This is a genomic window from Williamsia sterculiae (assembly GCF_900156495.1).
GTDB lineage: Bacteria > Actinomycetota > Actinomycetes > Mycobacteriales > Mycobacteriaceae > Williamsia_B > Williamsia_B sterculiae.
In genome coordinates, this window is sequence record NZ_FTNT01000005.1 from 39523 (window position 1) to 64137 (window position 24615).

Below are 24615 nucleotides of genomic sequence, written 5' to 3' on the forward strand. Positions count from 1 at the left end.
CCGCCCACACGACAAGGAACCTCGATGACAACGGCTTTCGACCCGGCAGCGCACGGGTTCTATCTCACCGGCAGCATCAACGTACCGTCGGTCCCCGAGGCGTTCGAGCTCGTCGGCACCCGTCTGCAACCGGGTGGGGTGACACGGGTCCCGGACGGCGAGCCGGGGGACAGGGCCAACTGGGTGCTCACCCAGGCCGACCACTTCCTCGCCAACCCCACGCTCGACGTCGTCGACGGTAAGGCGCGGGTCCGTGCCGGGACCCCGGTCACCTTTCCTGCGGTCGACTACCACACCGCCGCCATCGACTCCTACCACCGGTTCCTCGATGCCCGGAGCAGCGGTGTGTTGGAAGCGGACTCGCGGTTCCTGGTGTCGATCCCCACACCGTTCAACGCCGTCAACTCGTTCGTGGAGTTCGACTCGCAGGTCGAGGTCGCCCACGCCTACGAGCAGGAGTTGCGTCTCACGGTGCTGGCCATCCAGGACGCGATCGCGGCGGACGACCTGGCGATCCAGTTCGATATCCCCACTGAACTCGCGACCGTGGAAGGCTGGTTCGCGAACCCCTACCCGGGCAACGAAGCGGTGTTCGCGGCCACCGCCCGGCTGGCCGCGTGGGTGGGCGAGGGTGCAGATCTGACCTTCCATCTCTGCTACGGCGACTCCAAGTTCGGCGCATCCCCCTTCATGGGTGATCCGCCGGACGCCGAGGCCGCGGCCCGCGGTGGACGTCACGTACTCCCACGCGACGCGAGTGCCATCGTCACCGTCGCCAACGGTCTGTCCCGCCACGTCGGTCGTCGGATCAATGCGTTCCAGGCGGCAACCGTCGCCGACTGGACCAGACGGGCGCACTGGCGTCCCCTGGCCGACCTGGCCGTGGAGGCCGACACCGAGTTCTTCCTGGGGCTGCTGCACGCGCAGGACGGTGCCGATGGGGCGCGCCACCGCGCCCAGCTGGCCGCGGAGTTCCTCCCCACTTTCGGACTGTCCACCGAATGCGGTCTCGGACGGCATTCCGCGAGCCAACTGGACGTGGTGCTCGACGCCTGGAGTGCACTGACCGCCGCACGGCAACCGGCACTCGTCGCGGATTGACGGGCACCCGCCGCATCGCATCGTCGATCGGACGGGCCCGGACGCGCACCCTTTGTCCGATCGGATAGAACGTGGGCGGGATCGCTAAACACCTGGACATGGCTCTGCCCACCGTCTGCTAGTGAAATCTTCATCACAGCGGAGCAACCTCTCCGTTGACGACCGATGTACGACCTGGGCGCATCGTGATCGACGCGCCCGGCCGCGGCACTCCGGTGTCGGGCGTACCCGGCCGGTCGCTCGCAGATGAAGGAATGCCATGGGCACCGCACCTCTGAACAAATCGTTGAGTCAACGCCAGCTGAGCATGATCGCCATCGGTGGTGTCATCGGGGCGGGTCTGTTCGTCGGCTCCGGGGTCGTCATCCACGACACCGGACCCGGCACCTTCATCACCTACGCACTGGCCGGACTGCTGATCATCATGGTCATGCGAGCGCTGGCCGAGATGGCTGTGGCCAGCCCGTCCACCGGCTCCTTCGCCGATTATTCGCGGCGTGCGCTCGGCAACTGGGCGGGATTCTCCGTCGGCTGGCTGTACTGGTACTTCTGGGTGATCGTGGTCGGATTCGAGGCCATCGCGGGCGCGAAGATCGTCCAGTACTGGATACCGAGTGCGCCGACCTGGCTCACCGCGATGCTCCTCCTCGCGGCGATGACCGCGACGAACCTGTTCTCGGTGTCCTCGTTCGGCGAGTTCGAGTACTGGTTCGCGAGCATCAAGGTTGCCGCCATCATCGTGTTCCTCGTACTGGGTGTCGTGTTCGTCTTCGGCCTCTGGCCAGGGAAGTCGATGGACTTCTCGAATCTGACCAGTCATGGCGGCTTCTTCCCCAAGGGCGGCACCGCGATCACGGTCGGGGTCGTCACGGTGATCTTCTCGATGGTCGGCGCCGAGATCGCCACCATCGCCGCGGCCGAGTCCCAGGATCCCGAACGCGCGGTGTCGCGAGCCGCCAACTCCGTGATCGCGCGCATCGCCCTGTTCTACGTGGGTTCGGCGTTCCTCCTCGTGACCATCCTGCCGTGGAACGACGACAGCGTCTCCGGTTCCCCCTTCGTCGCGGCGTTCACCGAGATGGGGATACCGGCTGCCGACCACATCATGAACGCCGTCGTGCTGACCGCGGTGCTCAGCTGTCTGAACTCGGGTATGTACACGGGGTCGCGCATGTTGTTCGTGTTGGCGGCCAAGCGGGAGGCACCCGCACAGCTGGTCGCGGTGACGCGCAGGGGCGTGCCCCGCAACGCGATTCTCGCGTCCTCTGTCATCGGCTTCCTCTGCGTGATCGCGGCCGCCTTCTGGGAGAACACGATCTTCACGTTCCTGCTGAACTCCAGCGGGGCGATCATCCTGTTCGTCTATCTGCTGATCGTGGTGTCGCAGACCGTCTTGCGGTTCCGCAGCGGCAGCGCGGACCTCAAGGTCAAGATGTGGTTCTTCCCGGTCTTGTCGCTGCTGACCGCGGCGGCGATCCTCGCCATCCTGGTGCAGATGGGACTCGACCCGGCGGTGCGGTCACAGCTGGTGTTGAGCCTGGTGTCCTGGGCGGTGGTGGTGCTGTTGTTCCTGGCGAACCGGTGGTACGTCAACCGGCGACCGGTGACCGACGAGCCGGTCCCGACCGAGCGTCCGCACCGGGTGCTGGTGCTCGCCAATCAGACGGTGCAATCCGAGGAGCTGCTGGCCGAACTACGACGTATCGGCGCCGACAACCAGTCGACATATCACGTCGTCGTACCCGCCAGCCCCATCGAGACCGGCGCGGCCGACACCCACGGACCGGTGAGTGTGTGGCAGCGGACCGCGGAGATCGCCCAGCAGCGTCTCGATCACACGCTGACCACCCTGCAGACCGAGAACCTGGAGGCCAGTGGCGAACTCGGTGACTATCGACCGTTGCGTGCACTGGCCGACGCGGTGGGGCAATTCCATCCCGATCAGATCGTCATCTCCACCCTCCCGCCGGAGGACTCGGTGTGGCTACGGTTCGACGTCGTCGACCGCGCGCGGGCCGAGTACGACGTCCCGGTCACCAACGTGATCGCCCGGTCGCGGGTGGAGGAGTCGGCATGACCATCCTGGCCGGATTCAGCGCGGCCCGGCATGGTGTCGCTCCGCTGGCCTTGGCCTGCCAGATTGCCGGCAACACCGGGGAACCGGTGATCGCCGCCGCCATCGTGGAGCGACGCAACCCACCGATGACGGATCCCGTGGAGAACGAATATCTGGACTACGTCACCACCAAGGCCGAGCAGTCGTTGCGTGCCGTCGTCGACACGCTCCCGCCGGGGCCGGAGATCTCGGTCGTCGTCCACCGGTCGACGTCGATCCCCTCCGGGATCTCCGAACTCGCGCAGACACACGACGCTCAGGTGGTGACGGTCGGATCGTCGTCGTCCGGACTGCTCGGACGCATCACCCTCGGCAGTGTCACGGACCGGTTGGTGCACACCGCGGCCGTGCCCGTGGCCATCGCACCACGCGGCTACGGCCCGGTGGGAGGTTCGGTACGCCGGGTGACCGCAGCCTTCGGCGGTCTCGCCGACGTGCACGGATTGGTCGACGGTGCGGCCCGGCTGGCCCGACAGTGGAGGGCCGAGTTGCGGGTCGCGTCGTTCTCCGCCCGTGACGTCGTCGCGTTCAGCGGGTCGATCGAGTCCGGAGCCGAGGACCTCGTCATCGATCAGTGGTGGCAGCGGACGCGTGACCGGATCGCCGAGCAACTCGATGAGGCCCGGGTGGACAACCCCGGTGCCGAGGTGGTGATCGGCGTCGGCAGGGACTGGCGGCGGGCGGTCGAGGACGTACCGTGGGCGCCGGGAGACCTGCTCCTGGTCGGTTCCGGTGCGGCCGGCCTACCGGCCCGGGTGTTCCTCGGTTCGGCGGGCTCGCGAATCGTGCGACACTCACCGGTGCCGGTCATGATCATGCCCTCCCGGTGATGGCGTCGAGGGGTCAGCGGCGCAGGCCGTGCATGGCGTTGACCACCCGGTTGACGCCGCCCTCGGTGAGGATCCGACGCAGCGCGAACACGATCGGTGCCCGGCTGCCGACCGCGTAGAACGCCCTGGGCCGCGACGACTCGATGGCCGCGACGATGGTCTCGGCGACCTGCTCGGCGGGGATGCCGCCGGCCTCGTTGCGGTCCAGAGCGTCGATGACCCGGTGGAATTCGTCGTGGTACACCGAATCGTCGGCGACGTACTTGGTGCGTCGCGTGCTGATCCCGGTGTTGATCGACCCCGGCTCCACGGTGATCATCGCGATGCCGAACGGTGCGACCTCGGCCCGTGACGCCGTCGCGAAACCCTTGATCGCGGCCTTGGTCGCCACATACGACGACCGGTATGCGAGTGGGAAACTCGCGAGCATCGACCCCACCATCACCACCCGACCGAATCGGCGTTCGCGCATCCCGGGCAGCAGCAGCTGGGTCATCCGGACCGGCCCGAGGACGTTGAGGGTGAACAGGCGATCGAGGGCATCCATGGGGAGCTCCTCGATCGGCCCGCTCTGGCTCTCGCCTGCGTTGTTGACCAGGATGTCGACCGGACCCGCCGCTGCGGCGCAGGACTCCATACTCGTCGGGTCACCCAGCTCCAGCGCTAGGTACTCCACCCCCTCGAGGCGGTCGCCGTCGGGGATGGCATCGGGGTCGCGGCTTGTCCCGATCACTCGATAGCCCTTGTCGCGCAGCAGCTGTGCGGTCGACCGTCCGATCCCGGACGAGGCGCCGGTCACCAACGCGGTCCGTGTCATGTGCACTCCTGTCGTCGTGGTCGGCCGTGTCCGAGAGGCATCTCAGCCGAGCGTGCGGGCCAGCGCGAGCCCGGCGGCCCGGCCGGAGAAGATGCACCCGCCGAGGAACGTGCCTTCGAGGGCGTTGTACCCGTGTACCCCGCCGCCACCGAATCCGGCGACCTCACCGACGGCGTACAGGCCGTCGAACACCTCACCGTCGGGTCGGATGACCTGTGACGACAGGTTGGTCTCCAACCCGCCGAGGGTCTTGCGGGTCAGGATGTTCAGGCGGACGGCGATCAGCGGGCCGTGATCGGGGTCGAGCAGCCGGTGCGGTTTCGCCACCCGGGTGATCTTGTCGCCCAGATATTGTCGCGCATTGGTGATGGCCATCATCTGGGCGTCCTTGCCGAACCGGTTGCCGAGTTGGCTGTCACGGACGGCGATCTCGTGGGCCACGTCGTCGACGTCGAGGTGGGGTCCGCGGCCGATCTTGTTCATCCCGGCAACGAGCTCGGACAGCTCGTCGGCGACCACGAAGTCGACACCGTGGTCGAGGAAGTCCTGCACCGGCGTCGGTGCACCCTTGGCCAACCGGCTGCGCATCGCGAACTTCAGGTCCTTGCCGGTGATGTCGGGGTTCTGCTCCGAACCCGACAGTGCGAACTCCTTCTCCACGATGCTGCGGGTGAGGATGAACCACGAGTAGTCGTACCCGGTCGCCAGGATCGCCCGCACGCTGGAGTTGGTGTCGAAACCCGGGAAATTGGGCGCGGGCAGGCGTTTCCCGTTCGCGTCCAACCACAAGGACGACGGCCCGGGGATGATGCGGATGGCGTGGTCGGGCCAGATCGGATCCCAGTTGACCAGCCCCTCGGGGTAATGCCACATCCGGTCCCGGTTGACGATGCTGCCGCCCGCGTCCTCGGTGATCTGCAGCATCCGACCGTCCACGTGAGCGGGAACCCCGGCGATCATCGTCTCCGGGCACGGACCCATCCGTTCGGTCGGCCAATTCTTGCGCACCAATTCGTGGTTGTGGCCGATCCCCCCGGAAGCCACCACCACTGCGGGGGCGCGGAACTCGAAGTCGCCGACCACATCGCGATTGGACGCCACGCCGCGCGCGGCGTCACTGGGGGCGAGGACGGCACCGCGCACCCCCACCGCCGTGCCGTCGTCGACGATGATCTCGTCCACTCGGTGCCGGTGGGCGAAGCGCACCAACCCGCGGTCGGCCGCGGCGAGCACCGGTTCGGCGAAGATCCGCACCACCTCGGGACCGGTACCCCAGGTGAGATGGAACCGCGGAACCGAGTTGCCGTGGCCGTCGGCGCGACCGTCGCCGCGTTCGGCCCAGCCGACCACCGGCGTGAACCGCAGACCCAGATCGTGCAGGTAGTCACGTTTGCCGCCTGCGGCGAAGTCGACGTAGGCCCGCGCCCATTGCCGTGGCCAGAAGTCGTCGCGGTCCCGGTCGAAGGCAGCCGACCCCAACCAGTCCTGCATGGCCAGCTCCGGCGAGTCGGTGATGCCGAGATGGCGTTGCTCCGGGCTGTCGACCAGGAAGATGCCCCCCAGCGACCAGTACGCCTGCGCCCCGAGGTTGTGTTCGTTCTCCTGATCGACGATCAGGACCCGACGCCCCGCCTTCGCGAGTTCGTGGGTGGCCACCAGGCCGGCCAGTCCGGCACCCACCACGATCACGTCGACATCGCTCTCGACCGGGCGCCCGGCATCCGGACCCACGTCAGCTGCACTCACCGCACGACTCCTCTCGTCGGCACCGGGTGATGTTGGTGATGGAGCCGACCTGCTGCCAGTCTCTGGCGCAATCGAGTCACGGTCAACAAGGCAGCGGGTTTGATCGGGGCTCGCTGCACACAATCCGCGCACCTGAAAAGATGCGTTCATGGAGACACTCGTGCTGGTTCTGGTGGGTGCCATCCTGGTGACGGCGATCGCCGACCGCCGTGGTCTGCAACCCGCGCTGGTGATCATGGTGTTCGGGTTGGCGGTCTCCTTCATCCCCGGCGTCCCGCACGTGGAACTCGACTCCGAGATCCTGCTCACCGTGGTGCTCCCGCCGCTGCTGTACTCGGCGGCGCTCGACTTCTCGGTGCCCAACTTCATCCGCAACATCCGGCCCATCCTGGGCTTGGGGGTGGCGATGGTCGTCATCACCGCCTTCGTGGTCGGGTGGGTGGCGTCGTTCTTCATCGCGGAGTTCACCTTCGCGTTGGCGCTGTTGGTGGGTGCGGTCGCCGCACCTCCCGACGCGGTCACCGCCGTCGCGATCGGTCGCAAACTCGGGCTGCCCAAACGGGTGATGGCCATCCTCACCGGCGAGAGTCTGGTCAACGACGCGGCCGCGCTGTCGTTGTTCGCCATCGCGGTCAGTGCCATCGCGGGTACCCACGCGTTCATCGGCAACCCGGTGCTCCTGTTCGGTTACAACGCGATCCTTGGGCCGGTGGTGGGTGCGGTGCTCGGTTACGCCACGCTGTGGATCCGCAGACACCTGCGCAGTCCCGGCCTGGAGACCGTCCAGGGGTTCGTGGTCCCCTTTGCCGCCTACCTGGCCGCGGAGAACATCCACGCGTCGGGGGTGCTCGCGGTGGTGATCGCCGGATTCGTGGTCGGGTCCGGGTCGGTGCACGCGTCGTATCAGACCCGGCTGCAGGAACGGTACGTGTGGAACTCGGTGGACGTGCTGCTCGAGGCCTTCGTCTTCGCCTACATCGGCTTGCAGATGCGTTGGGTCGTCGAGGATCTGCGCGAGGCGCGGGAATCGCTGCTCGGCATCGCCGTGACGTCGACGCTGGTGCTGCTGGTGGTGTTGCTGATCCGACCGGTGTGCGTGTTCCTCATGTACGGCCGCGGCGCCCTGTTCCGCTCGGTCGTCCGGCGGGTGCCCAGGAGTGTTGCTGAGCGCTCGTCGCGGGCTCGGGTGGCTGCCCGCGCCATTCCGCGCCGGACGCGGCGCGGACCCACGGGATGGCGGCGCCGGATCGACCGGCGACCGCTGAGTTGGCAGGAGAGCCTGGTGGTCTCGTGGACGGGGATGCGTGGGGTGGTCACCCTGGCCGCTGCCTCCGGTATCCCCGAGCTCACCGGATCGGGGGAGCCGTTCCCGGAGCGGTCGGCGGTGCAGGCGATCGCTTTCGTGGTCGCGGTGGGCACGGTGCTCATCCAGGGTTCGACGCTGCCGTGGCTGATCTCGCGTATGCACCTGGGGTCGGAGGACGACGAGGTCACCGCCGCGGCCGAGGCGGCCAAGGCGGAGAAGATCGTCGAGACCGCGGCGAATCTGGTCATCAGGGACTTCTTCGACGACCCACCGTTGGGGTTGAGTTCGACGACCGTCGAGTACGTGCGTGGTGCGGTTGCCCGGCAGACCAGCGAGGAACGACCCGACCCGGCGGCGAGGACTGCGCGCGCCGAGGCGTTCGCGCGGCTCTACCGCGATGTGCTGGCCACTCAGCGACGTTCGCTGATCGACAACCGCGACAACGGGGACCTCGGTGACGAGGCCACCCGCGCCATGCTCGAGCGTCTCGACATGCAGGAAGCAGGAGTGTCGGCCCGGCTGCAGAGCCGCCTGTGACGGTGCCGACGCAAGAAACGCATTGAGTGGAAGTCGCCGATGCCTGTCGCCTACCGTAGAGACCGTGAATTCTCCTGACGTTGCGAATGGCTTGGGTGCGGTCGACGACACGGCCGACCCGGCGGCTTCTGACGACTTCAAGAAGGTGATCACCTGGCGCGGAGTCGATGCCGACCGGCTGGAGCAGGTGCGCCTCGTGGTCACCGGCCAGCGCATCAAGGCGACCGGTCAGATCATCGCGGCGGCGACCGATGAGCGCCCCGCTTTCAGCGTCTCCTACAGTCTGGTCACCAACGACGCGGGGATCACCCGACGGTTGGCGGTCACCATGACCAAGGAGAGCGGCGACACTCAGATCTCGATCACCCGTGACGCGGAGAACGTGTGGCTGGTGCAGACCCCCGAAGGGGTGCAGCGCAGCGAGTTCGGCGGTGCCGAGGACGTCGATCTGGCTCTGAGTCCGATGTTCAACGCCCTGCCGATTCGACGGCACTCCTTGCACCGCGTACCCGCGCAGCTGACCGTCCCGGTGGTGTACCTCTATCTCCCGTCGGGTGAGGTCACCGAGGCCACTCTGCAGTACACCTCGGGCGCCGACGACATCGCGATCATCTCGCCGATCGCGAGCACCACCGTGACCGTCGACGAGGCCGGTTTCGTCGTCGACTACCCCGGCCTGGCCGCCCGCGTCTGACGCCGGGGGCGTCCTCGGCCCGAGTCGGGTTCAGCCCTGCCAGGCCCGACCCTCGTACGCCTGATGACGCAGGGCGCGCTCCCAGCCCGGATCGCCGACCCGCACCCCGGTCACCGGTGCCGCCGGGGTGGCGGACAGTTCGTCGTAGCGCAGCCGCGCCCGATGGCCGTCGTCGACGAGGACCTTCACGGTGCCGTGGTCGCGGAGTTCGTCGCGGGCGGCGGTCAGTCGGTCGATGGTCTCGCTCAGCGCGTTGAGCAGCGGAAGTCGATTGCCCTCCACGATCGCCCGCTGGAGCAGCGGTGCGGTGCCCGCTACGCGGGTGCCGTCGCGGAAGCTCCCGGCGGCCAGCCGCAGCGGGAGGTCGCCGTCGGCGCCGCCGATCGTGGCGGTGACCGCCGCGGTCAGATGCGGCAGGTGCGAGATCGCGGCGACGGCGCGGTCGTGTTCGTCGGTCGCCACAGGGATCACCACGCTGCCCACGGCAGTGGCCAGTGCCGCGACCCGGAGCCAGACGTCGGGGTCGGCGCCGTCGTCGGCGGCGACCACCCACACCGCGCCGCGAAAGAGGCCGGGATCGGTGGCCTCCCACCCCGACCGGCTGGTACCCGCCATCGGGTGCCCACCCACGTACCGCACTCCCGGCAACCGTGTGGCCACGGCGTCGGCCACGGGACGTTTCACACTGATGACATCGGTCAGGGCGCAGTCGGGGGCATGGACGGCGATGGCGTCGAGGACGGGATCCAATGCGGTCATCGGCGTCGCGATCACGATCAGCGACGATGCCCGCGCGGCACGGTCTAGGGTCGCACCGAGGTCGTCGGACACGTCGTGGCCCGCGGCGCGGGCCTGCTCGACGGTCACCGCCGAGCGGTTGTAGCCGAACGCCTCCACCCCAGCCGCCGTGGCGGCCCGCAGCAGCGACCCACCGATCAGTCCGAGACCCACCACGCAGACCGTCGCATTCGTCACGGCACCAGCGTGGCACACCGCGTCGGGCGGCGGATGGGCCGCTTGGGCGAATCCGCGTCCTGCGACTACGGTGTGCGCATGACAGGTGATCAGTCGGATGAGCTGGATGGATTCGCGGTCGCCGTCGTCCGGGAAGACGGGGTCTGGCAGGTCAGCGCCCTCGACAACGAGGTACTCAGCGACCTCGCCGACGCGGAGAAGCGGCTGCGGGACATGCGTAGTGCCGGCGCGGTCTTCGGTCTCCTCGACGTGGACGACGAGTTCTTCGTCGTGGTCCGTCCGGCCCCCGGCAACGCGCGACTGCTGCTGTCCGACGCGACGGCGGGTATCGATTACGACATCGCCGCGGAGGTACTCGACGTACTCAACGTCGACATCCCCGACATCGACCCCGACGAACTCGACGACATCGACCCGTGGGAGGAGGGTGACCTCGGTGTGCTCGCCGACCTCGGGCTGCCGGAGTCGGTGATGAGCGTCATCGTCGGCGACACCGACCTCTACGCGGACGAGCAGATAGGGATGATCGCTGCCCGACTCGGTTTCGCCGACGAACTGTCGAAGGTCCTCGACTCGCTCGGTCACTGACGGCGGTGATGGCCGTGCCGGGGGTCGACGAGCAGATGATGGGTGCGGCGTTGCTGGCCGCGGCCGACGTCGGTGTCGACGACATCCCGGTCGGTGCGGTGGTCTTCGCACCCGACGGCACCGAGCTGGCCCGCGCGGCCAACGCGCGGGAGAAGGTCGCCGACCCCACGGCACATGCCGAGATCCTGGCCCTGCGAGCTGCGGCGCGTGCGTTCGGTGACGGCTGGCGACTGGGCGGCTGCACCATCGCGGTGACGCTGGAACCCTGCACGATGTGTGCCGGGGCGATCGTCGCGGCCCGGGTCGAGCGGGTGGTGTTCGGGGCGTGGGAACCCAAGACCGGGGCGGTCGGATCGCTGTGGGATGTGGTTCGCGACCGGCGGCTGTCCCACCGGCCACAGGTGCGCGGCGGCGTACGCGAAAACGACTGCGCCGAGATACTGAGAGCATTCTTCGAAAGTCACCGTCAACGTGGGTGAAACGTACAGTGGGAACATGCGGCTGTGGCACGGTGAACACAGGGGTCACCCCCTCGGTCATGGTGTCGGGAACTGTTTCGGATACTGAAGAAGATGTGACCGTGTTCGACTGTGTGGTGACCGTGCACCTCGCCCGGTGACCGCCGCATTGATCGATCAGGGGCGTCGGATGACGTCGTGCGATGAGGAGTGTGTGCCATGGGAATCAGCGATGACGCCAAGAACAAGGCCGAGGACCTCAAGGGCCGTGGCAAAGAGGCTGCCGGCAGCCTGAGTGGCGACGACAACCTGAAGAACGAGGGCAAGGGCGATCAGGCCTCGGCCGAGGGCAAGCAGAAGCTGACCGATGCCGCCGACGCCGTCAAGGGCAAGGTCGACGACGTGAAGGACAAGCTCACCGGCCACTGAGCGCTTGTTCACCGGCTTGACCAGGTGATTTAAGCGCCTGGCAAGCTCTGCGGTACTCTCTTCGGCGGTGGCGTGTCCGAGCGGCCGAAGGTGCAGCACTCGAAATGCTGTGTGCGGTAACCCCGTACCGGGGGTTCGAATCCCCCCGCCACCGCCAACAACCCCCCACTTGTTATTGCAGGTGGGGGGTTGTTTTATCGCCTATTGAGGTGGTGGTGTGGAGCCGGCTGCCCACACTTTGCCCACACTCCGCGGTGAGTACCGCTCATCTAGGGCGATCCCCAGAGCGTCGAGATCGCTGTCGAACAGGTCCGAGTAGACCCGCAACGTGACGCTGGCGTCCTTGTGTCCGAGCATGCGTGCGAGGGCGAGGACGTTGCCGCCGGCACTGACGGTGAGGCTCGCGCATGTGTGCCGCAGCGAGTGCGGTGTGGTGGTGGCGTCGACGCCGGATCTCTTCACCGCCTGGGCGAACCACCCGCGGCCGGACTTCGGTCGGGCACGGTACCCACCCGCGTCGGACGGGAACACCAGATCGTCGGCACCCTTGCCCCGGCACTCGACCGACAGCATGTCGAGGACGAACTGGGGGACCGGGACCGATCGGGATTCCTTGCCCTTGGTCTCGCCGACCACGCATTCCTGGCCCACCCAGACGGCGTTCCGGTGGATCGACAGTCGACGGCGCAGGAACTCCACGTCGCTGACCCGGAGAGCGACCAGCTCACCCCACCGGATGCCGCAGTAGGCCAGGACGTACACGATCGTGCCCCGGGGGCCGGCCGCAGCCGCGAGATCGTCCACGTCGGTGGCCTGGAGATACACATGCTTCTTCTTGTTCTTCTTCGGCAGGTTCCCGACGAGCCGCGAGGGGTTCGCCGCCAACCGCCTGGACTTCACCGCGTCGTCGAGGATGCCCGCCAGGATGCCGTGGGCACGTAGCACGACGGTGGCCGACTTCGCCGCGGCCAGGTCCGCGATCCACGACTCAACCGACAGGGTGTTGATGTCGGAGATCCGGGTCGATCCCCACCGGGGGAGTACGTGGGTGCGCCAGGCGACTTCGATGCTGTGACCCCACGATGCAGCGGTCGTTGCTTGCTTCCGGGTCACCCACTCCGGGCCGAGCTCAGCCACGGTGACCAACCCCAGCTTAGGTGCGATGTACGCACCAGTGAGCTTCTCGACTTCGACTGTGGCGGCGAACGCTTCGGCCTCACGCTTCGTCCGGAACCCGCGCTTGTCGGTCTGCCGGTGATCGGGGGTGCGGTAACGGACCCGGTACCGCTTCCCGGACTGGGTGTCGTACGAGCTAATCGTCGCCATCGCCAGTGCTCTCCGTCATTTCTTGCTTCAGCACCCGGGCAACGCGACCACGTTTCTGCGGTGAAGCATCAGCGCCAGCCCGGGCATCCCGCTCATCCCCGAATGGTTGTCCCCATAGGTCCAGCGCCTTTGCGACAAACTGCACCCGTGACAGCCCCATGGATCGGGCCAGTTTCACCTCAGACTCGCTCAGTGCAGCGGCTATGTCGCTGACCCTCATGGCATCGGGGCCGCCACCGGCTTCTTGTCGGAACGCATCGGCTATCTCTCGCGGCCCGAGCCACCGATCGTGGTTTGCCAGTGGAGAGCCGTTCGACAGCGCGTCTACCAACACCTCAGCTCTAACCGTGAGTTGGTCGTTGATTTCCACCCACTTGGTCGTGGGGCGGACGAGGTCAGCGACAGAGACGGGTGCGCCCGTCAGATCCGTGAGCGCCTTCGAGAGCGCAAAAAGCGTTGTGACGGTAGGGCTTATCTTGCCGCTCTCAAGGTCCGAGACGCGCCCAGTGTTCCACTTCAGCCCAAATCGCCGGGCGCACACCGAGAGCTCCTCGCTCGAGTGATTGCCACGCAGCTCGGCGGCGTTCCCGCCAATCACCTGAGCGAGCGACGGTGCACCGGATTTGCTCATGATTTGCAGACTACTCGATTTTCCGAGGGCTTGACGAATCGCCACTCACATGCTCTGATCTAGACAGACCTCGAAATACCGAGGGTCTGACAACTGAGAGCGGGAGGTATCCGAATTGCCCACTGTTGATCAAGCCCGGATCGAGTCCGAAACTCCGCCGCTACCGGAGCTCGCTACGCCACCGCAGGTGGCCGAGTACCTCCACACGTCGGTTGCGGCTCTGTCTCAGGATCGCTACCACCACACGGGCATCCCGTACGTGAAGTACGGGCGCCGGGTGCTGTACCGGTGGGCCGACGTCCAGGCCTACGTGGACAGCAACACCGTCGATCCGGGTGCGGCCTGATGACCACGCCGAGCAACACAGAGGTTGAGCGGGTCATCGACGGTGAGGTAGTCGATGACGCGGCAGTCACCGTAGTGCCCGTCGACGAGCGGCAAGCGGATCGGATCATCACGCGTATCGAATTGTCGGTGAATACTGCGGCCACCAATCTGCAGAAGACGTTCGGGTACCTGGATGAGGCATATCGGGGTGATGTCTGGCGGACGAAGGGTTACCAGTCCTGGCCCGCATTTGTTGTCGAGAAGTTGGCGCCGATCACAGAGGTGATGAGCAAGGCGCAGCGCCGGGAACTTGTGCCGCACTTGTCGGTGGACGCTCACCTGTCGGTACGAACGATCGCGTCGGTGACGAACACTCCGCGCGAGACAGTCCGCCGTCTGGTCAAAGCAGGTGACTCAAAAGTGGGTCACCTCGAATCTGGGTCGGCACCGCAGACCGTTGGCGGTGCGGACGGGAAAACCTACACCCGTCCGACTCCAGTCCCCGAGCCGCAGCCAGAGCCTGAACCCGAGCCGCGCAAGGCCCGGCAGGCTCCCTGGCCCCGATCGGCGGGCCGTGCGATCTACGGACTGGAGCGCAGCGCGATCACTGTCAGCAATCTGTTCAAGGACTCCGCTCGACTTGCCCGCAACCGCGACGCAGTCAGTTGCGAGTGGAACCGGCTCGTTGCGGTGCGCAATCAGATTGATGAGGCGATCTTCAGCGGTGCTGCCGCTGTTCTCGACCTTGACGACGACACTCGAGAAAGTTTCCGCGCGAGCATCGCCGAGATGACGGACCGCGAGGACTTCTCCCTCGCAACGCTCCGGACTCTCTTGGAGGGACCTCAATGACGGATCGCTACTTGCACATACGTGCCGCCGAAGATTTGGGCGGCCTCGAAATGTACCCAGATCACACAGAGGATCTGCGGGCAAAAAATGGCCTCGGTACCGGTCGCCACAACCGATCCGAGGCTCAAGTTCCCACCAACACCCATGAAGGAGAAGAACTGCAATGAACCTACATCATCACTCCGACACTCCACCACCCCCCGAGTCCGTCGCCACTGTCCGCCGTCGGGTGTTGCTGGCCCGTGTAGTCGACACCCGACCGGACGGGATCACGCACTTGCTTGAGCTCGCGGATCTGGCCTTATCGAGCGCGGAGGTGGCGTTGTGACCGGCGACATCGAATTGCACGGGTGGTGCGCCACGTTCTGCCAGGAGGCGGTCAGCGGAGAGATGCCGGACAACGGCGCAGACCCTGATGATCACGGCCACTGGTGTCGATCAATGAGTGTGTCCGGCGACGGTATCACCCCGAGCGGGACCCACTTCATCCTCTTCGCTGAGGCGATGAGGGAGTACGTGCACGGTGTTCTTCCCGCCTCACAGATAGATCTGCACAACCGTCTGCGGAGGGTGGTCGGTATAACGCTGGACAGCAATTCGGAACCTAGCGTCCTGCTCACCCCCGGAGAGGCACGCGAGTTCGCCGCCGGCTTGGTGTATCTCGCCAACGTGGTGTCGAACATCGACGCACCAGCACAGCGGGTGATCCGATGACCACCGACCGCGCAGCACACCATAAACAGTGGTGGTGTGACCATTGCGAAGAGGGTTCGTGCAACGGGGACCACTTCGTGCACACACGGGTCAGTTCGATGGGCGGCGGTGACGCCGACACCAATCATGATGCCGGGGCGGTCATCCCGTACATCGCGGTCGGCGCGGGATGGGTCGAGTGGGAGCGGTCGCACTGCCTGCCTGGCGTGTACATCGAGGTCTCCGGTCCAGGCCATGCGTATGTCGACCTCGCGGAGGCGTTGAAGATGCGGATGGCGCTCGACGAGGCCATCGAGGCGGTCCGCGGCTTGCTGGTCGGCGACCATCATCTTCTCTGCGATTGCACCGTCGACCAGACGGTTGGGGTTGACGGCGATTGACCGACAACACCGCCCCGGACCCGGCCCGCGATACTGCGGGCCGGGTTTCCGGGGTACTCACCGTCGAGTACCTCCGGGAGTTGTACGTCCAGCAGCACGGCCCGCTGCCCAAACTTGCTAACGCCGTTAGCACTTCCCGCGAGGTCAGTTGGTCCGCTGCACATGAGCAGTTGTGGCCGACTATCGCGCGCGCCCAGCACCACGGTGATCTGCCCGAGGTCGGCACTCCCGAGTGGCTTGATCTTCCCGCCGGTGACCCTCGGAGGGTCGGAGCCATCTACCGGTCCGCGCTGCTCTGGGCACTCCACACCGAGAACCAGCAGACCGCGACCCGCGATGCGTCACATGACATCTCCACCGCACGCGACTGGACCGCAGTTGCCCGCCGCAACCGTGACCTCAGCGACTTCTACCGCGAACACCCCGAACTGAAACGGAGATCCGCATGACCACCGCCGACGAGTTCTTCGGCGCCACCCCGCAACTCCACACCATCCAACAATGGGCCAACGCCCGATACGCAGCCCGTTGGGCGGTCCTCGGCGCGGTCCTCCTCCGCGTCGCAGCCACCACCGACCCCAACGTCCAGTTGCCCGGTGTGATTGGCGGCCGGGCCAGCCTCAACCTGCTAGCCGCGTTCGTCTCCCCGTCCGGCGGCGGTAAAGGTATCTCCGACAAGGTTGCCCGCCTGGCGTGGCCATCATCGCTGATCGAGCGGCCCATCGGGTCCGGTGAGGGTATCGCCGCCACCTTCGTGCCGCCGAAGAAGGAAGGCGTGGAGCCGATCACCCGGGCCATCATCAGCGTCCCCGAGATCGACACACTTGCCGGTCTCGCATCCCGGCAGGGTTCGATCCTGCTGGCCCAGTTGAAGTCCATGGCCATGGGTGAGCAACTCGGTCAGTCCAACGCCTCTGAGGCCACCACCCGGATCATCGCCCCGCACACCTACCGGGCGTGCATGTCCGTCGGTGCCCAGCCCGCGCACACCGGGGTCCTGTTCGACGACACCACCGGTGGCACCCCGCAACGGTTCCTGTGGTTCCTCACCGTCGACCCCGACATGCCCGCCGAGCGTGCCGACGACCCCGCCCCGCTGGACACCAACCTGCCGCTGTGGGCGCCCGGCTATGACGGTGTCGTTGATATCGGCTACGGGCCCGACGAGATCCAGGAGACCATCATCGACACCCACCTGGCCCGTCAGCGCGGTGAAGCTGACGCCCTCGACGGTCACGCCATGCTGACGCGCTGCAAGGTCGCCGCGGTCCTGGCGATCCTGCACCACCGGTCGGTGATCTCCGATCTGGACTGGGAGCTGTCTGGGGTGGTGATGGACGAGTCCAACCGGACCCGCGAATGGATCGTCACCGAGGCCAGGCGGGTGGCGCGGCAGAAGGTCCGCGACCGGGCCCTGAACCGAGCCGTCGGTGACGAGGTCTACGACGAACGCCTCCTCGACAGGGTCAAGCGCAGCATCGTCAGGATGCTCGACCGTGACGGCGAGCAGGCCGGTAACGCCCTCCGATCACGGCTCGGGAAACGGGAAAAGCGGGACCTGTTCGATCAAGCAATCGCGGAGCTGATCGGCGAGGGGACTGTAACGGATCTGTCCGTCGACAGGGGGTCTCGTTACCGCTTAACAAGTGGTCAGGGTGACCAAGCCGGTCAGGGTCCAAAACCGCAGGTCAGAGAGGGTGACCCACTTGGTCAGGGTGACCAAGTGGCCGACTCTCACCACACCACCCCCCAGTTCAACGTTGAACCCGAGTTCAACCACGAAAACACCAGGTCAGAAGGGTTGAACCGTCAGTTCAACGTTGAACCCGAGCGACAGCTTCACGCGGTGTCCGACCCACCCGGCAAACCGCAGACCTGTGGTCAGTGGCTCCGGGCGTACGTCCTTGATCTGATGACGCAGGGGGTCGACACCCGCGACTCGGCAAGCATCATCACCGACGGCCAGGCCGCCGGTTACAAGGTCGACAACATCCGCCGCGCGATCATGGATTGCGATCTGATCGGCACGGTAGCCCGCACCAAGCTGAGCGCCACATATCGGTTCGGCAATGGTGGGGAGAGCACAGTCGTGCCGTGCGAACGGTGGCTCATCGGGTGGCTACACGACCGCGACGCTTGGGTCCGAGCAGGCGAGGTTAAGGCCGCCGGAGAGACCGCCGGGTACCACCGCGCGACCGTGAAGTCGGCGGCTCAGCGGAACCCCGCTATCGAAAAGCGCGGGAGCGGTGTCGCCACCGAATGGCGCATCAGCCCCGGGCACGAGAGGGCGTCAGCATGACAACCCAAAGACCCACAACGCGGCCAGCGAAACCGCGGGTGCGCCGCGGTACCGACCCCACCAAGCCGATCGTCGTGTCGTACTTCCCGTGGATTGAGGTCCAACTGACCGCTGATGAGGCACGCCGTCTGGCCCTGGATATCGCTGATCTCCTGGGTGGTGGCCGATGACGCGGCGCCGGTTCGACGGCGGTAACACCGACGCCCCGTTCACCCCCATCCTCCGGTTCCAGGCCGACGGCGAACTGGCCCTCAATGAGGCCGGTGTCGGGCTGCTGTGCGGGGTATCCGCCGATCGTGTGCACGCGGTTGTCGGTGACGAACCCGGACCACACAACCCGTCGTCGCTGCCCCCACGGTGGCAGGCCACCGCCCGCCGTCGTCTCGCCGAGGCCAGCGCCCACGCCGGCACCGAGGAGTTCTTCACCCAACTGATGTGGCTGGCCGAGCGCGACGGGTGGCAACCCATCGCGGTGGAGGACGACAACGGGTACGGGGTGGACCTGATCGAACCGGAGGACCGATGACGCGGGGTAGGCCGAAGCGGCAATGTACAAGCTGCGGGAACTGGACGCGGTCGGTCGAGCAGCTATGCAGGCGGCACCGGTCGGCGGATAGCCCACCGGCGGTGCATATTGACGGCACCGTCATCAACGTGTTGGGCCGGTCGCTGACACCACCGCAGGCGATGGGACTGGCCGATCTTCTGGTCGACGCTGCCGAACGGGTCGGGGACCAGCGGTGAGTGCCCGCGCCCTGGGTGGGGCGGTCCTCGTCGAGGGGACAGACGCGTTGCGGGCCATGAAGTTCGGGATCTCCGCTGCTGCCCGAGAGCGGCGCCGCAACGGGATGAACCCCGGCCCCGCCCTGGCAGCACTGCTCCAAGTGTGCGATGAAGCGTTGTCGCACAACGGACATCAGGACAGACCAGACCCGTTGGTTGAGGAACCCTCACCGGTAGAGGTGATCGACTCCGCAACCGCGGCCGAACTGACGGGGTACACCCGCCGCCACATCTGCCGCATCGGGGACAGCCTCGGCGGGCAACGACTCGCCAACGGTACCTGGCACTTCCGCCGGGGAGCCGTCGAGGACTACGTAAGGGCACGGGATGCAACGCGACGCAGTGGAGGAGTACCTAGCGACGCTGCCTGATCGGGAGTGGCTCGACCTCGTCGAACGCACCCGCCCACCTCTGGTCCCTGCTGACCTGGTCTACGTCAAAGACGTTGGGGGGCAACGGTAGTGGCCATCGAGTTAGCCACCGCTTACATCACGATCAGTGGGCGTACTGACGGCATCCCGGCCGATGTGCGGCGGGCTCTGGGTCAGGCGCAGCGTGAAGCGGATCGCTCGGGCCGCGACATGGGGTCTCGGCTCTCGTCGGGTCTGTCGACTGGGATCGGGGACAACCTCAAGAAGATCGGTGCAGTCGCCGGAGTCTCTAGCGGTGTCGTCGCCTTGGGGGCGGCGTTTAAGTCTGCGCTGAGTTCGGGCATGAGCTTCACCGATTCGTTGAACGAAATGCGTGCGGTGTCGGGTGCGTCCGCTTCGCAGATGTCTGCGGTTGGCGCGGAGGCCCGCAAGTTGGGCTCGGACACCACGCTCACTGCCACGTCGGCGACGGATGCCGCCGAGGCCATGGTGGAGCTCGCCAAGGGCGGGTTCACTGTCGAGCAGTCGATGGCGGGCGCGAAGGGCACCCTGCAGTTGGCCGCCGCGGCCCAAATCTCTGCGGCGGATGCGGCGACCATCCAGTCTCAGGCGTTGCAGGCATTCGGTGAGGATGCTTCGCACGCAAGTGAAACGGCTGACATTCTAGCGAACTCGGCGAATCAGTCGTCGGCTGAGATCACCGACGTCGCAATGGCATTGCAGCAGTCTGGTGCGGTCGCGCATCAATTTGGGCTGAGCATGTCCGACACCGCCGCCACCATCTCGCTGCTCGCGAACGCCGGCATCCAGGGATCGGACGCGGGCACCCTGCTGAAGTCGACGCTGTTGGCGTTGACGGACCAGGGCGATCCTGCACAGCAGGCGATCTCCGACTTGGGTTTGTCGGTGTACGACGCCAGCGGCCGATTCGAGGGCATGTCGAAGCTGTTCGGGCAGCTTCAAGATGCGTCGAAGCGGATGACCGCGGAGCAGTACCAGGCGGCGACTGCGACCCTGTTCGGGTCGGATGCGGCGCGTATTGCCGGTGTGGCCGCGCAGCAGGGTGCGCAGGGCTTCGATGCCATGGTCGGCAAGATGAACCAGTCGGGGTCCGCCGCTGAGGTTGCTGCTGCGAAGACCGCTGGTCTACCGGGTGCGTGGGAGAAGGTGAAGAACGCCGCCCAGGATGCAGGGTTGGCGTTCTACGGGGTGGTCCAGGGGCCGCTGACACAGATGGCGAATCTGGCGACCGACGGCATCAGCAAGGTGACCGATTTCGGCGAAGGATTGGCGTCGAAGGCGGGCAGCCTACGGGAAGTCCTGAACCTCGATGCGGCGGCGGACACCTTCCACAATTACCTGGCTGCATTGCAGGCGGTCACCCCTGCCATTCTCGACATTGGGCGCGCGCTGGGTACCGCAGCGGCATCTCTCGGTGTGGTGGCGTGGAACACGTGGTTGAGTGTCGTGCAGACGACCGCCAGCGTGTACCAGACGCTTGCCCCGGCCATCAACGGTGTGTCTTCGCTGATCGGTAGTCAGCAGACCGCGGTGACTGCGCTCGTAGGCGCATACCTCGCGTTCAAGGTCGTTCCTGGGCTGGCGAATCGGATTAACACCGCGTTCGCCCCGGTGGGGTCAACACTGTCGAGTGTTGGTGCGGCGATGCGCAATGCCGCTACTGCGAACGGGACTCTTGCGACCACAGCATCTGCGGGCACGTTCGCGATGGGTCGGTTCGGGTCGAGCATCGCGTCGTTGGGGACTGCGGTCCCTGTGTTGCAGCGGATGCAGCAGTCGTTCCTCAATGCCTCTACCGCGGCGTCGTCGATGCCTCGTACAACGGGTCTGGCGGCGGGTGCGTTCACCGGGTTGAAGGCCGGTGCTGGTGCGCTGACGAGCGCGCTGGGTGGGCTGACGGGTATTGGTCTGATGGCTGGTGTTGCGGCCCTGGGTGCGTGGGGTCAGCACACCGCCGAGTCCCGGCAGAAGGCCCAGGAGTTCAAGCAGGCGGTCGATGCACTGTCCGACAGCATCAACGCCAACAACGGGGCGCTCGATGCCCAAGGTAAGAAGCAGATCTTCAACGAGCTGCAGGGCAAGGGCGTCTTCACCGACCTTGATAAGCACCCGGACATCGGTGTCACAACCCCGCAGGCGCAGGCCGCGGGTGAAGGCCAGGCCGACGCCCTTGAGGAGGTCAATCAGAAACTCGACCAGCAGGTGCAGAAAAACGCCGCGGCGACGAGCACGTGGACCCTACACAACAACGCGCTGCAGCGAGCAGGCGTGTCCCTTGATGAATACACCGCCGCGCTCCGCGGTAACGGTGATGCCCGGGACAAGGTTGAGAAGGCCACCCAGAACTGGGCCAGCAACGAGAAGGTCAACAACTGGGATGCCCAGCGCCGGCAACTCGATGCGACATCACAGGCTGCTCTGCGCGTCGGTGACGCCCTCGGTGGGTCGAATGACAAGTTGGACGGGGCCCGGCTCAAGGCCCAGCAGGCCCAGGAAGCCCTGGGTCTGGTCGGGCAGCACCTGAGCGGTATTGCCCAGCAGTTCGCCAACACCGACAAGCTGTCGGTCGACGTTGACACCACGCAGGTGGCTGGTGCTGAGGCCGCATTGGGGCGGCTGGGTATCCAAACCCAGACCCTGCCGAACGGTCAGGTGCGGGTCACCGCGGAGAGCGCGGAAGCCAAGGCTCGCCTGGACATCATCGCCAACAATGTGACTCTGTTGTCGGCGATGCAGGCCAACCCAAAGATCAATCTCGACGCCGCCCAGTTCAACATCGGCACCCACCAGTCACAAGCGGACCTCGCGGCCCTGAACTCTCTGCGTGCCGACCCCGCGATCGGTGCCGAGATCTCCCAGTTCCTCGACGGCCGCAACATCTCCTGGAAGCAACTGCAGGAGTTGGACGCCAAAATCGCCGACCCCACCGTCCGCGGACACTTTGAAGAAGTGTTGAAGAGCCTCGGCATCGTGTCCGACGAGATCACCGACATCACCCGACCGCGCACCATCTCCATCGGCGTCGAATACAGCAACGTCGCGCAGTTCCAGTCCGGGGTGCCGGTCTCCGCGCTGCAGGCCCTACACGAAGCCGACGGCGGTATCCGCAAGTACGCCGCCGGTGGAATCTCCTCGCTGCCCGACAGCGCGATGATCCAGCCCGCGAAGTCCGGCCTGGTGCAGTGGGCCGAGCCGGAAACCGGTGGTGAAGCGTTCATCCCCCTCGCACCGTCGAAGCGTCAACGGTCGTTGGCGATCTGGCAGAAGACCGGCGAGATGCTCGGGGTGAAGGGGCTCCTCAAGTTCGCCCAGGGCGGGGTCCGAGCCTCTGACTTCGACTCGCTGGCCAAAGGTGTTGGTGCGTCACGGCCGCTGGAGGGCGCCCCGTACATGTGGGGTGACGTCAACTGGGGTGACTGCTCCGGAACGGTCAGCGCGTTCGCCCGCCTTGCTGCCGGGTTGGCCCCGTTCGCCGGCCGGTTCGCCACCGCCTCCGAAGCTGGGCAACTCGCCCAGATGGGCGCCATCGCCGGACGCGGCGCAGCAGGAGACCTCCGCATCGGATTCGTCAACGGTGGTCCCGGTGGCGGGCACACCGCCGCGACACTTCCTTCGGGCGTCAACGTGGAGATGGGTGGTGCCCGCGGTGACGGCCAGTACGGCGGCGGTGCTGCCGGTGCGGATGACGGCCAGTTCACCGATCACTGGTACTTCCCCAAGTCCATGTTCAAAGGCGCACCACAGTTGGGTGGCATCGACCAGGGCGGTGTGACCCAGGGCAACTACGACCCCGAAACCTACACCGGCACCGGCGACTACGGCGGCAAAGCTGGTAGCGGCCTGACCGCCGACCTCAGCGGCGGATCCTCAGACACCGGAACAGGGTTCACCTCGTGGTCCCAGTTCATCGGAGACACCACCGGCAAAGCCACCACCATCCTGACCAAAGGGTTCCTCGACGCACTGGGCCTGGCCGACGAACCCCCACCATTCATCAAGGGCCTCGACGAGTACAACAAGTTCCGGGCCGAGCAGGCGAAGAAGTCCACCACCGGCACCGGTACCAACACCCAGCAGGTGACGGCTCAACCCGCCACCGACCCCGGCACCGACAAGCCCGCCGAAGGGCAGGACTTGGGTGGTAAGCAAGCACCAACAGCGACACCGACCAACCCGATCGCGAATGCGGTGGCAGCTCTGCCGTCGACGGGCAACCCGATCAAGGACGCGTTTCGCTCCGGACTGCGCGACGCGTGGCAGAAAGGTCAGCCGTGGGTTGATACCGATTGGATCGCCAACGCGGAGTCAACCTGGAGTCCCACCGCGCAGAACGGCAAGTACTGGGGTATCCCGCAAGCCGGACCTGAGGTGTATGCGGCTGCGGGGAAGGACGCCCACGACCCTGACCCGAAGGATCAGGGTCAGGTGTACGACAAGTACGTCGGCGACCGCTACCAGGACCCCACCAAGGCCCGCCAGTTTCATGTGAACAACGGTTGGTATGACGAGGGTGGTTGGTTGAAGCCGGGTACCACGGTGGTGCGCAACGACACCGGCAAGCCTGAGGCGATCCTGAACCCGGCCCAGTGGGATGCGGTGTCGAAACTCGCCACCAACGGCGGCGGGGGTGTCGACAGATCGGTCAACTTCCACGGTGACATCACCGTCGCCGATGCCAGCCAGTTCCGTAGCGAGGTGGAACGCATGAACGCACTCGCCACCATCGGCATCCTCGGAGGACTACCCGGATAACAACCACCCGTCCATCAATCACCAACCGCAACAACACCTCACACAAAGGAGAACAACAATGAGCCTCGACTTCCTCGACGAGCAGATCGACGGATACCGCACCCAGGCCGCGAACCTGGTCGACAACTACAGCCAGACGCAGGCCGAGATCGCCGACGACCCCAACCTCACCGACACCGGCAAACGCGACGCCCTCGCCCCGCTGCACGAGGACCTCACCGCCAAGATCACGGCACTCCGAGCCGAGGAGAAGGGCGCCATCAAGCGCAAGCGTGAGGCGCTCGAGAAGACACTGTTCGGGATCAACGCCGGCACCAGCAGCGACGTCGTCTCGTACCGCGACGCACAAGACCGAGCCACCCGCATCCTCGACCCCGACGACGCACAGACCGCGTACACCAACGCACTCCGGTCAGACGACAAGGTCCTCGCCCAAGCCATCCTCGCCCAAGCCCTGACCCACAACTGGACCGCCATCACCAACGACTACCGGTCACGCAACCCATCCGCCGCATCCGCGCTCGACGACCTCACCCAGATCGGGCAATACGAGAACAACGGA

The 24615-nt window shown here is 66.3% G+C and carries 23 protein-coding genes and 1 tRNA gene; 19 read left to right on the forward strand and 5 right to left on the reverse strand.

The window, feature by feature from the left end:
- The first annotated feature begins 24 nt into the window (after positions 1-24).
- From BW971_RS09670 to BW971_RS09680, 3 genes are all read left to right on the forward strand, one after another.
- Positions 25-1101, forward strand: a complete 1077-nt coding sequence (locus BW971_RS09670) for a hypothetical protein (protein ID WP_076479004.1) — start codon at positions 25-27, stop codon at positions 1099-1101.
- A gap of 259 nt (positions 1102-1360) precedes the next feature.
- Positions 1361-3178 (forward strand): amino acid permease, encoded by a 1818-nt coding sequence (locus BW971_RS09675; protein ID WP_076479006.1) that lies wholly within the window; start codon positions 1361-1363, stop codon positions 3176-3178.
- A complete protein-coding gene (locus BW971_RS09680) occupies positions 3175-4047 on the forward strand; it encodes a universal stress protein (protein ID WP_076479008.1) in 873 nt (290 codons plus the stop codon). The genes BW971_RS09675 and BW971_RS09680 overlap by 4 nt, the downstream gene beginning before the upstream one ends.
- A gap of 13 nt (positions 4048-4060) precedes the next feature.
- On the opposite strand, the gene BW971_RS09685 is transcribed toward BW971_RS09680, so the two are convergent.
- Positions 4061-4864, reverse strand: coding sequence for an SDR family oxidoreductase (locus BW971_RS09685; protein ID WP_200799400.1), 804 nt, complete (start codon positions 4862-4864; stop codon positions 4061-4063).
- A 42-nt stretch (positions 4865-4906) separates the two neighbouring features.
- Complete coding sequence (locus BW971_RS09690) at positions 4907-6610, reverse strand: FAD-binding dehydrogenase (protein ID WP_234974331.1); 1704 nt, start codon at positions 6608-6610, stop codon at positions 4907-4909.
- A 148-nt stretch (positions 6611-6758) separates the two neighbouring features.
- On the opposite strand from BW971_RS09690, the gene BW971_RS09695 reads away from it, so the two are divergent.
- Positions 6759-8453 carry a cation:proton antiporter gene (locus BW971_RS09695; protein WP_076479013.1) on the forward strand — a complete coding sequence of 565 codons (1695 nt, stop codon included), beginning with the start codon at positions 6759-6761 and terminating at the stop codon, positions 8451-8453.
- A 64-nt stretch (positions 8454-8517) separates the two neighbouring features.
- Entirely contained in the window at positions 8518-9147 is a 630-nt protein-coding gene (locus BW971_RS09700) for a putative glycolipid-binding domain-containing protein (protein WP_234974332.1), read from the forward strand.
- 30 nt (positions 9148-9177) lie between these two features.
- Here the strand turns inward: BW971_RS09700 and BW971_RS09705 are convergent, their stop codons facing one another.
- Positions 9178-10122 (reverse strand): prephenate dehydrogenase, encoded by a 945-nt coding sequence (locus BW971_RS09705; protein WP_234974333.1) that lies wholly within the window; start codon positions 10120-10122, stop codon positions 9178-9180.
- Positions 10123-10200: 78 nt separating this feature from the next.
- On the opposite strand from BW971_RS09705, the gene BW971_RS09710 reads away from it, so the two are divergent.
- From BW971_RS09710 to BW971_RS09725, 4 genes are all read left to right on the forward strand, one after another.
- Positions 10201-10710 (forward strand): tRNA adenosine deaminase-associated protein, encoded by a 510-nt coding sequence (locus BW971_RS09710; RefSeq protein WP_076479366.1) that lies wholly within the window; start codon positions 10201-10203, stop codon positions 10708-10710.
- Positions 10711-10718: 8 nt separating this feature from the next.
- Positions 10719-11189: a nucleoside deaminase gene (locus BW971_RS09715; protein ID WP_076479019.1), complete on the forward strand. Its 471-nt coding sequence runs from the start codon at positions 10719-10721 to the stop codon at positions 11187-11189.
- A 198-nt stretch (positions 11190-11387) separates the two neighbouring features.
- Positions 11388-11597: a CsbD family protein gene (locus BW971_RS09720; protein WP_076479021.1), complete on the forward strand. Its 210-nt coding sequence runs from the start codon at positions 11388-11390 to the stop codon at positions 11595-11597.
- A 66-nt stretch (positions 11598-11663) separates the two neighbouring features.
- Positions 11664-11754, forward strand: a tRNA-Ser gene (locus BW971_RS09725).
- A 44-nt stretch (positions 11755-11798) separates the two neighbouring features.
- Here the strand turns inward: BW971_RS09725 and BW971_RS09730 are convergent.
- Complete coding sequence (locus BW971_RS09730) at positions 11799-12923, reverse strand: site-specific integrase (protein ID WP_076479023.1); 1125 nt, start codon at positions 12921-12923, stop codon at positions 11799-11801.
- Positions 12910-13554: a helix-turn-helix domain-containing protein gene (locus tag BW971_RS09735; RefSeq protein ID WP_076479025.1), complete on the reverse strand. Its 645-nt coding sequence runs from the start codon at positions 13552-13554 to the stop codon at positions 12910-12912. Before BW971_RS09735 ends, BW971_RS09730 begins: the two co-directional genes overlap by 14 nt.
- 187 nt (positions 13555-13741) lie before the next feature.
- Between BW971_RS09735 and BW971_RS09740 the strand changes: the two genes are divergently transcribed.
- The 10 genes from BW971_RS09740 to BW971_RS21675 form a co-directional block, all read left to right on the forward strand.
- Positions 13742-13900 (forward strand): DNA-binding protein, encoded by a 159-nt coding sequence (locus BW971_RS09740; protein ID WP_327201030.1) that lies wholly within the window; start codon positions 13742-13744, stop codon positions 13898-13900.
- The gene (locus BW971_RS09745; protein ID WP_076479027.1) at positions 13900-14733 is read left to right on the forward strand and encodes a hypothetical protein; all 834 of its coding nucleotides are present in this window, start codon (positions 13900-13902) and stop codon (positions 14731-14733) included. Before BW971_RS09740 ends, BW971_RS09745 begins: the two co-directional genes overlap by 1 nt.
- Before the next feature lie 324 nt (positions 14734-15057).
- Positions 15058-15447 carry a hypothetical protein gene (locus BW971_RS09755; protein WP_076479031.1) on the forward strand — a complete coding sequence of 130 codons (390 nt, stop codon included), beginning with the start codon at positions 15058-15060 and terminating at the stop codon, positions 15445-15447.
- Between the two features lie 98 nt (positions 15448-15545).
- Positions 15546-15827: a hypothetical protein gene (locus BW971_RS09760; protein WP_143690290.1), complete on the forward strand. Its 282-nt coding sequence runs from the start codon at positions 15546-15548 to the stop codon at positions 15825-15827.
- Positions 15824-16276, forward strand: a complete 453-nt coding sequence (locus tag BW971_RS09765; RefSeq protein WP_083709626.1) for a DUF2742 domain-containing protein — start codon at positions 15824-15826, stop codon at positions 16274-16276. The genes BW971_RS09760 and BW971_RS09765 overlap by 4 nt, the downstream gene beginning before the upstream one ends.
- Entirely contained in the window at positions 16273-18126 is a 1854-nt protein-coding gene (locus BW971_RS21670) for a hypothetical protein (protein WP_076479035.1), read from the forward strand. Before BW971_RS09765 ends, BW971_RS21670 begins: the two co-directional genes overlap by 4 nt.
- Positions 18127-18292: 166 nt before the next feature.
- On the forward strand, positions 18293-18652 hold the full coding sequence (locus tag BW971_RS09775; protein WP_076479037.1) for a hypothetical protein: 360 nt from the start codon (positions 18293-18295) through the stop codon (positions 18650-18652).
- Positions 18653-18866: 214 nt separating this feature from the next.
- The gene (locus BW971_RS21120; RefSeq protein ID WP_143690291.1) at positions 18867-19280 is read left to right on the forward strand and encodes a hypothetical protein; all 414 of its coding nucleotides are present in this window, start codon (positions 18867-18869) and stop codon (positions 19278-19280) included.
- A 210-nt stretch (positions 19281-19490) separates the two neighbouring features.
- A complete protein-coding gene (locus BW971_RS09785) occupies positions 19491-24053 on the forward strand; it encodes a phage tail tape measure protein (RefSeq protein WP_268811120.1) in 4563 nt (1520 codons plus the stop codon).
- Between the two features lie 58 nt (positions 24054-24111).
- The coding region (locus tag BW971_RS21675; RefSeq protein WP_200799401.1) for a hypothetical protein at positions 24112-24615 on the forward strand (504 nt) is incomplete at its 3' end.

What these genes read in the sequence shown, in the direction of transcription:
- BW971_RS09670 (WP_076479004.1), top strand. Translation starts at nt 25, where the DNA reads ATGACAACGGCTTTCGACCCGGCAGCGCACGGGTTCTATCTCACCGGC.
- BW971_RS09675 (WP_076479006.1), top strand. Translation starts at nt 1,361, where the DNA reads ATGGGCACCGCACCTCTGAACAAATCGTTGAGTCAACGCCAGCTGAGC.
- BW971_RS09680 (WP_076479008.1), top strand. Translation starts at nt 3,175, where the DNA reads ATGACCATCCTGGCCGGATTCAGCGCGGCCCGGCATGGTGTCGCTCCG.
- BW971_RS09685 (WP_200799400.1), bottom strand. Translation starts at nt 4,864, where the DNA reads ATGACACGGACCGCGTTGGTGACCGGCGCCTCGTCCGGGATCGGACGG.
- BW971_RS09695 (WP_076479013.1), top strand. Translation starts at nt 6,759, where the DNA reads ATGGAGACACTCGTGCTGGTTCTGGTGGGTGCCATCCTGGTGACGGCG.
- BW971_RS09710 (WP_076479366.1), top strand. Translation starts at nt 10,201, where the DNA reads ATGACAGGTGATCAGTCGGATGAGCTGGATGGATTCGCGGTCGCCGTC.
- BW971_RS09715 (WP_076479019.1), top strand. Translation starts at nt 10,719, where the DNA reads ATGGCCGTGCCGGGGGTCGACGAGCAGATGATGGGTGCGGCGTTGCTG.
- BW971_RS09720 (WP_076479021.1), top strand. Translation starts at nt 11,388, where the DNA reads ATGGGAATCAGCGATGACGCCAAGAACAAGGCCGAGGACCTCAAGGGC.
- BW971_RS09730 (WP_076479023.1), bottom strand. Translation starts at nt 12,923, where the DNA reads ATGGCGACGATTAGCTCGTACGACACCCAGTCCGGGAAGCGGTACCGG.
- BW971_RS09735 (WP_076479025.1), bottom strand. Translation starts at nt 13,554, where the DNA reads ATGAGCAAATCCGGTGCACCGTCGCTCGCTCAGGTGATTGGCGGGAAC.
- BW971_RS09745 (WP_076479027.1), top strand. Translation starts at nt 13,900, where the DNA reads ATGACCACGCCGAGCAACACAGAGGTTGAGCGGGTCATCGACGGTGAG.
- BW971_RS09760 (WP_143690290.1), top strand. Translation starts at nt 15,546, where the DNA reads ATGGGCGGCGGTGACGCCGACACCAATCATGATGCCGGGGCGGTCATC.
- BW971_RS21670 (WP_076479035.1), top strand. Translation starts at nt 16,273, where the DNA reads ATGACCACCGCCGACGAGTTCTTCGGCGCCACCCCGCAACTCCACACC.
- BW971_RS09775 (WP_076479037.1), top strand. Translation starts at nt 18,293, where the DNA reads ATGACGCGGCGCCGGTTCGACGGCGGTAACACCGACGCCCCGTTCACC.
- BW971_RS09785 (WP_268811120.1), top strand. Translation starts at nt 19,491, where the DNA reads ATGGGGTCTCGGCTCTCGTCGGGTCTGTCGACTGGGATCGGGGACAAC.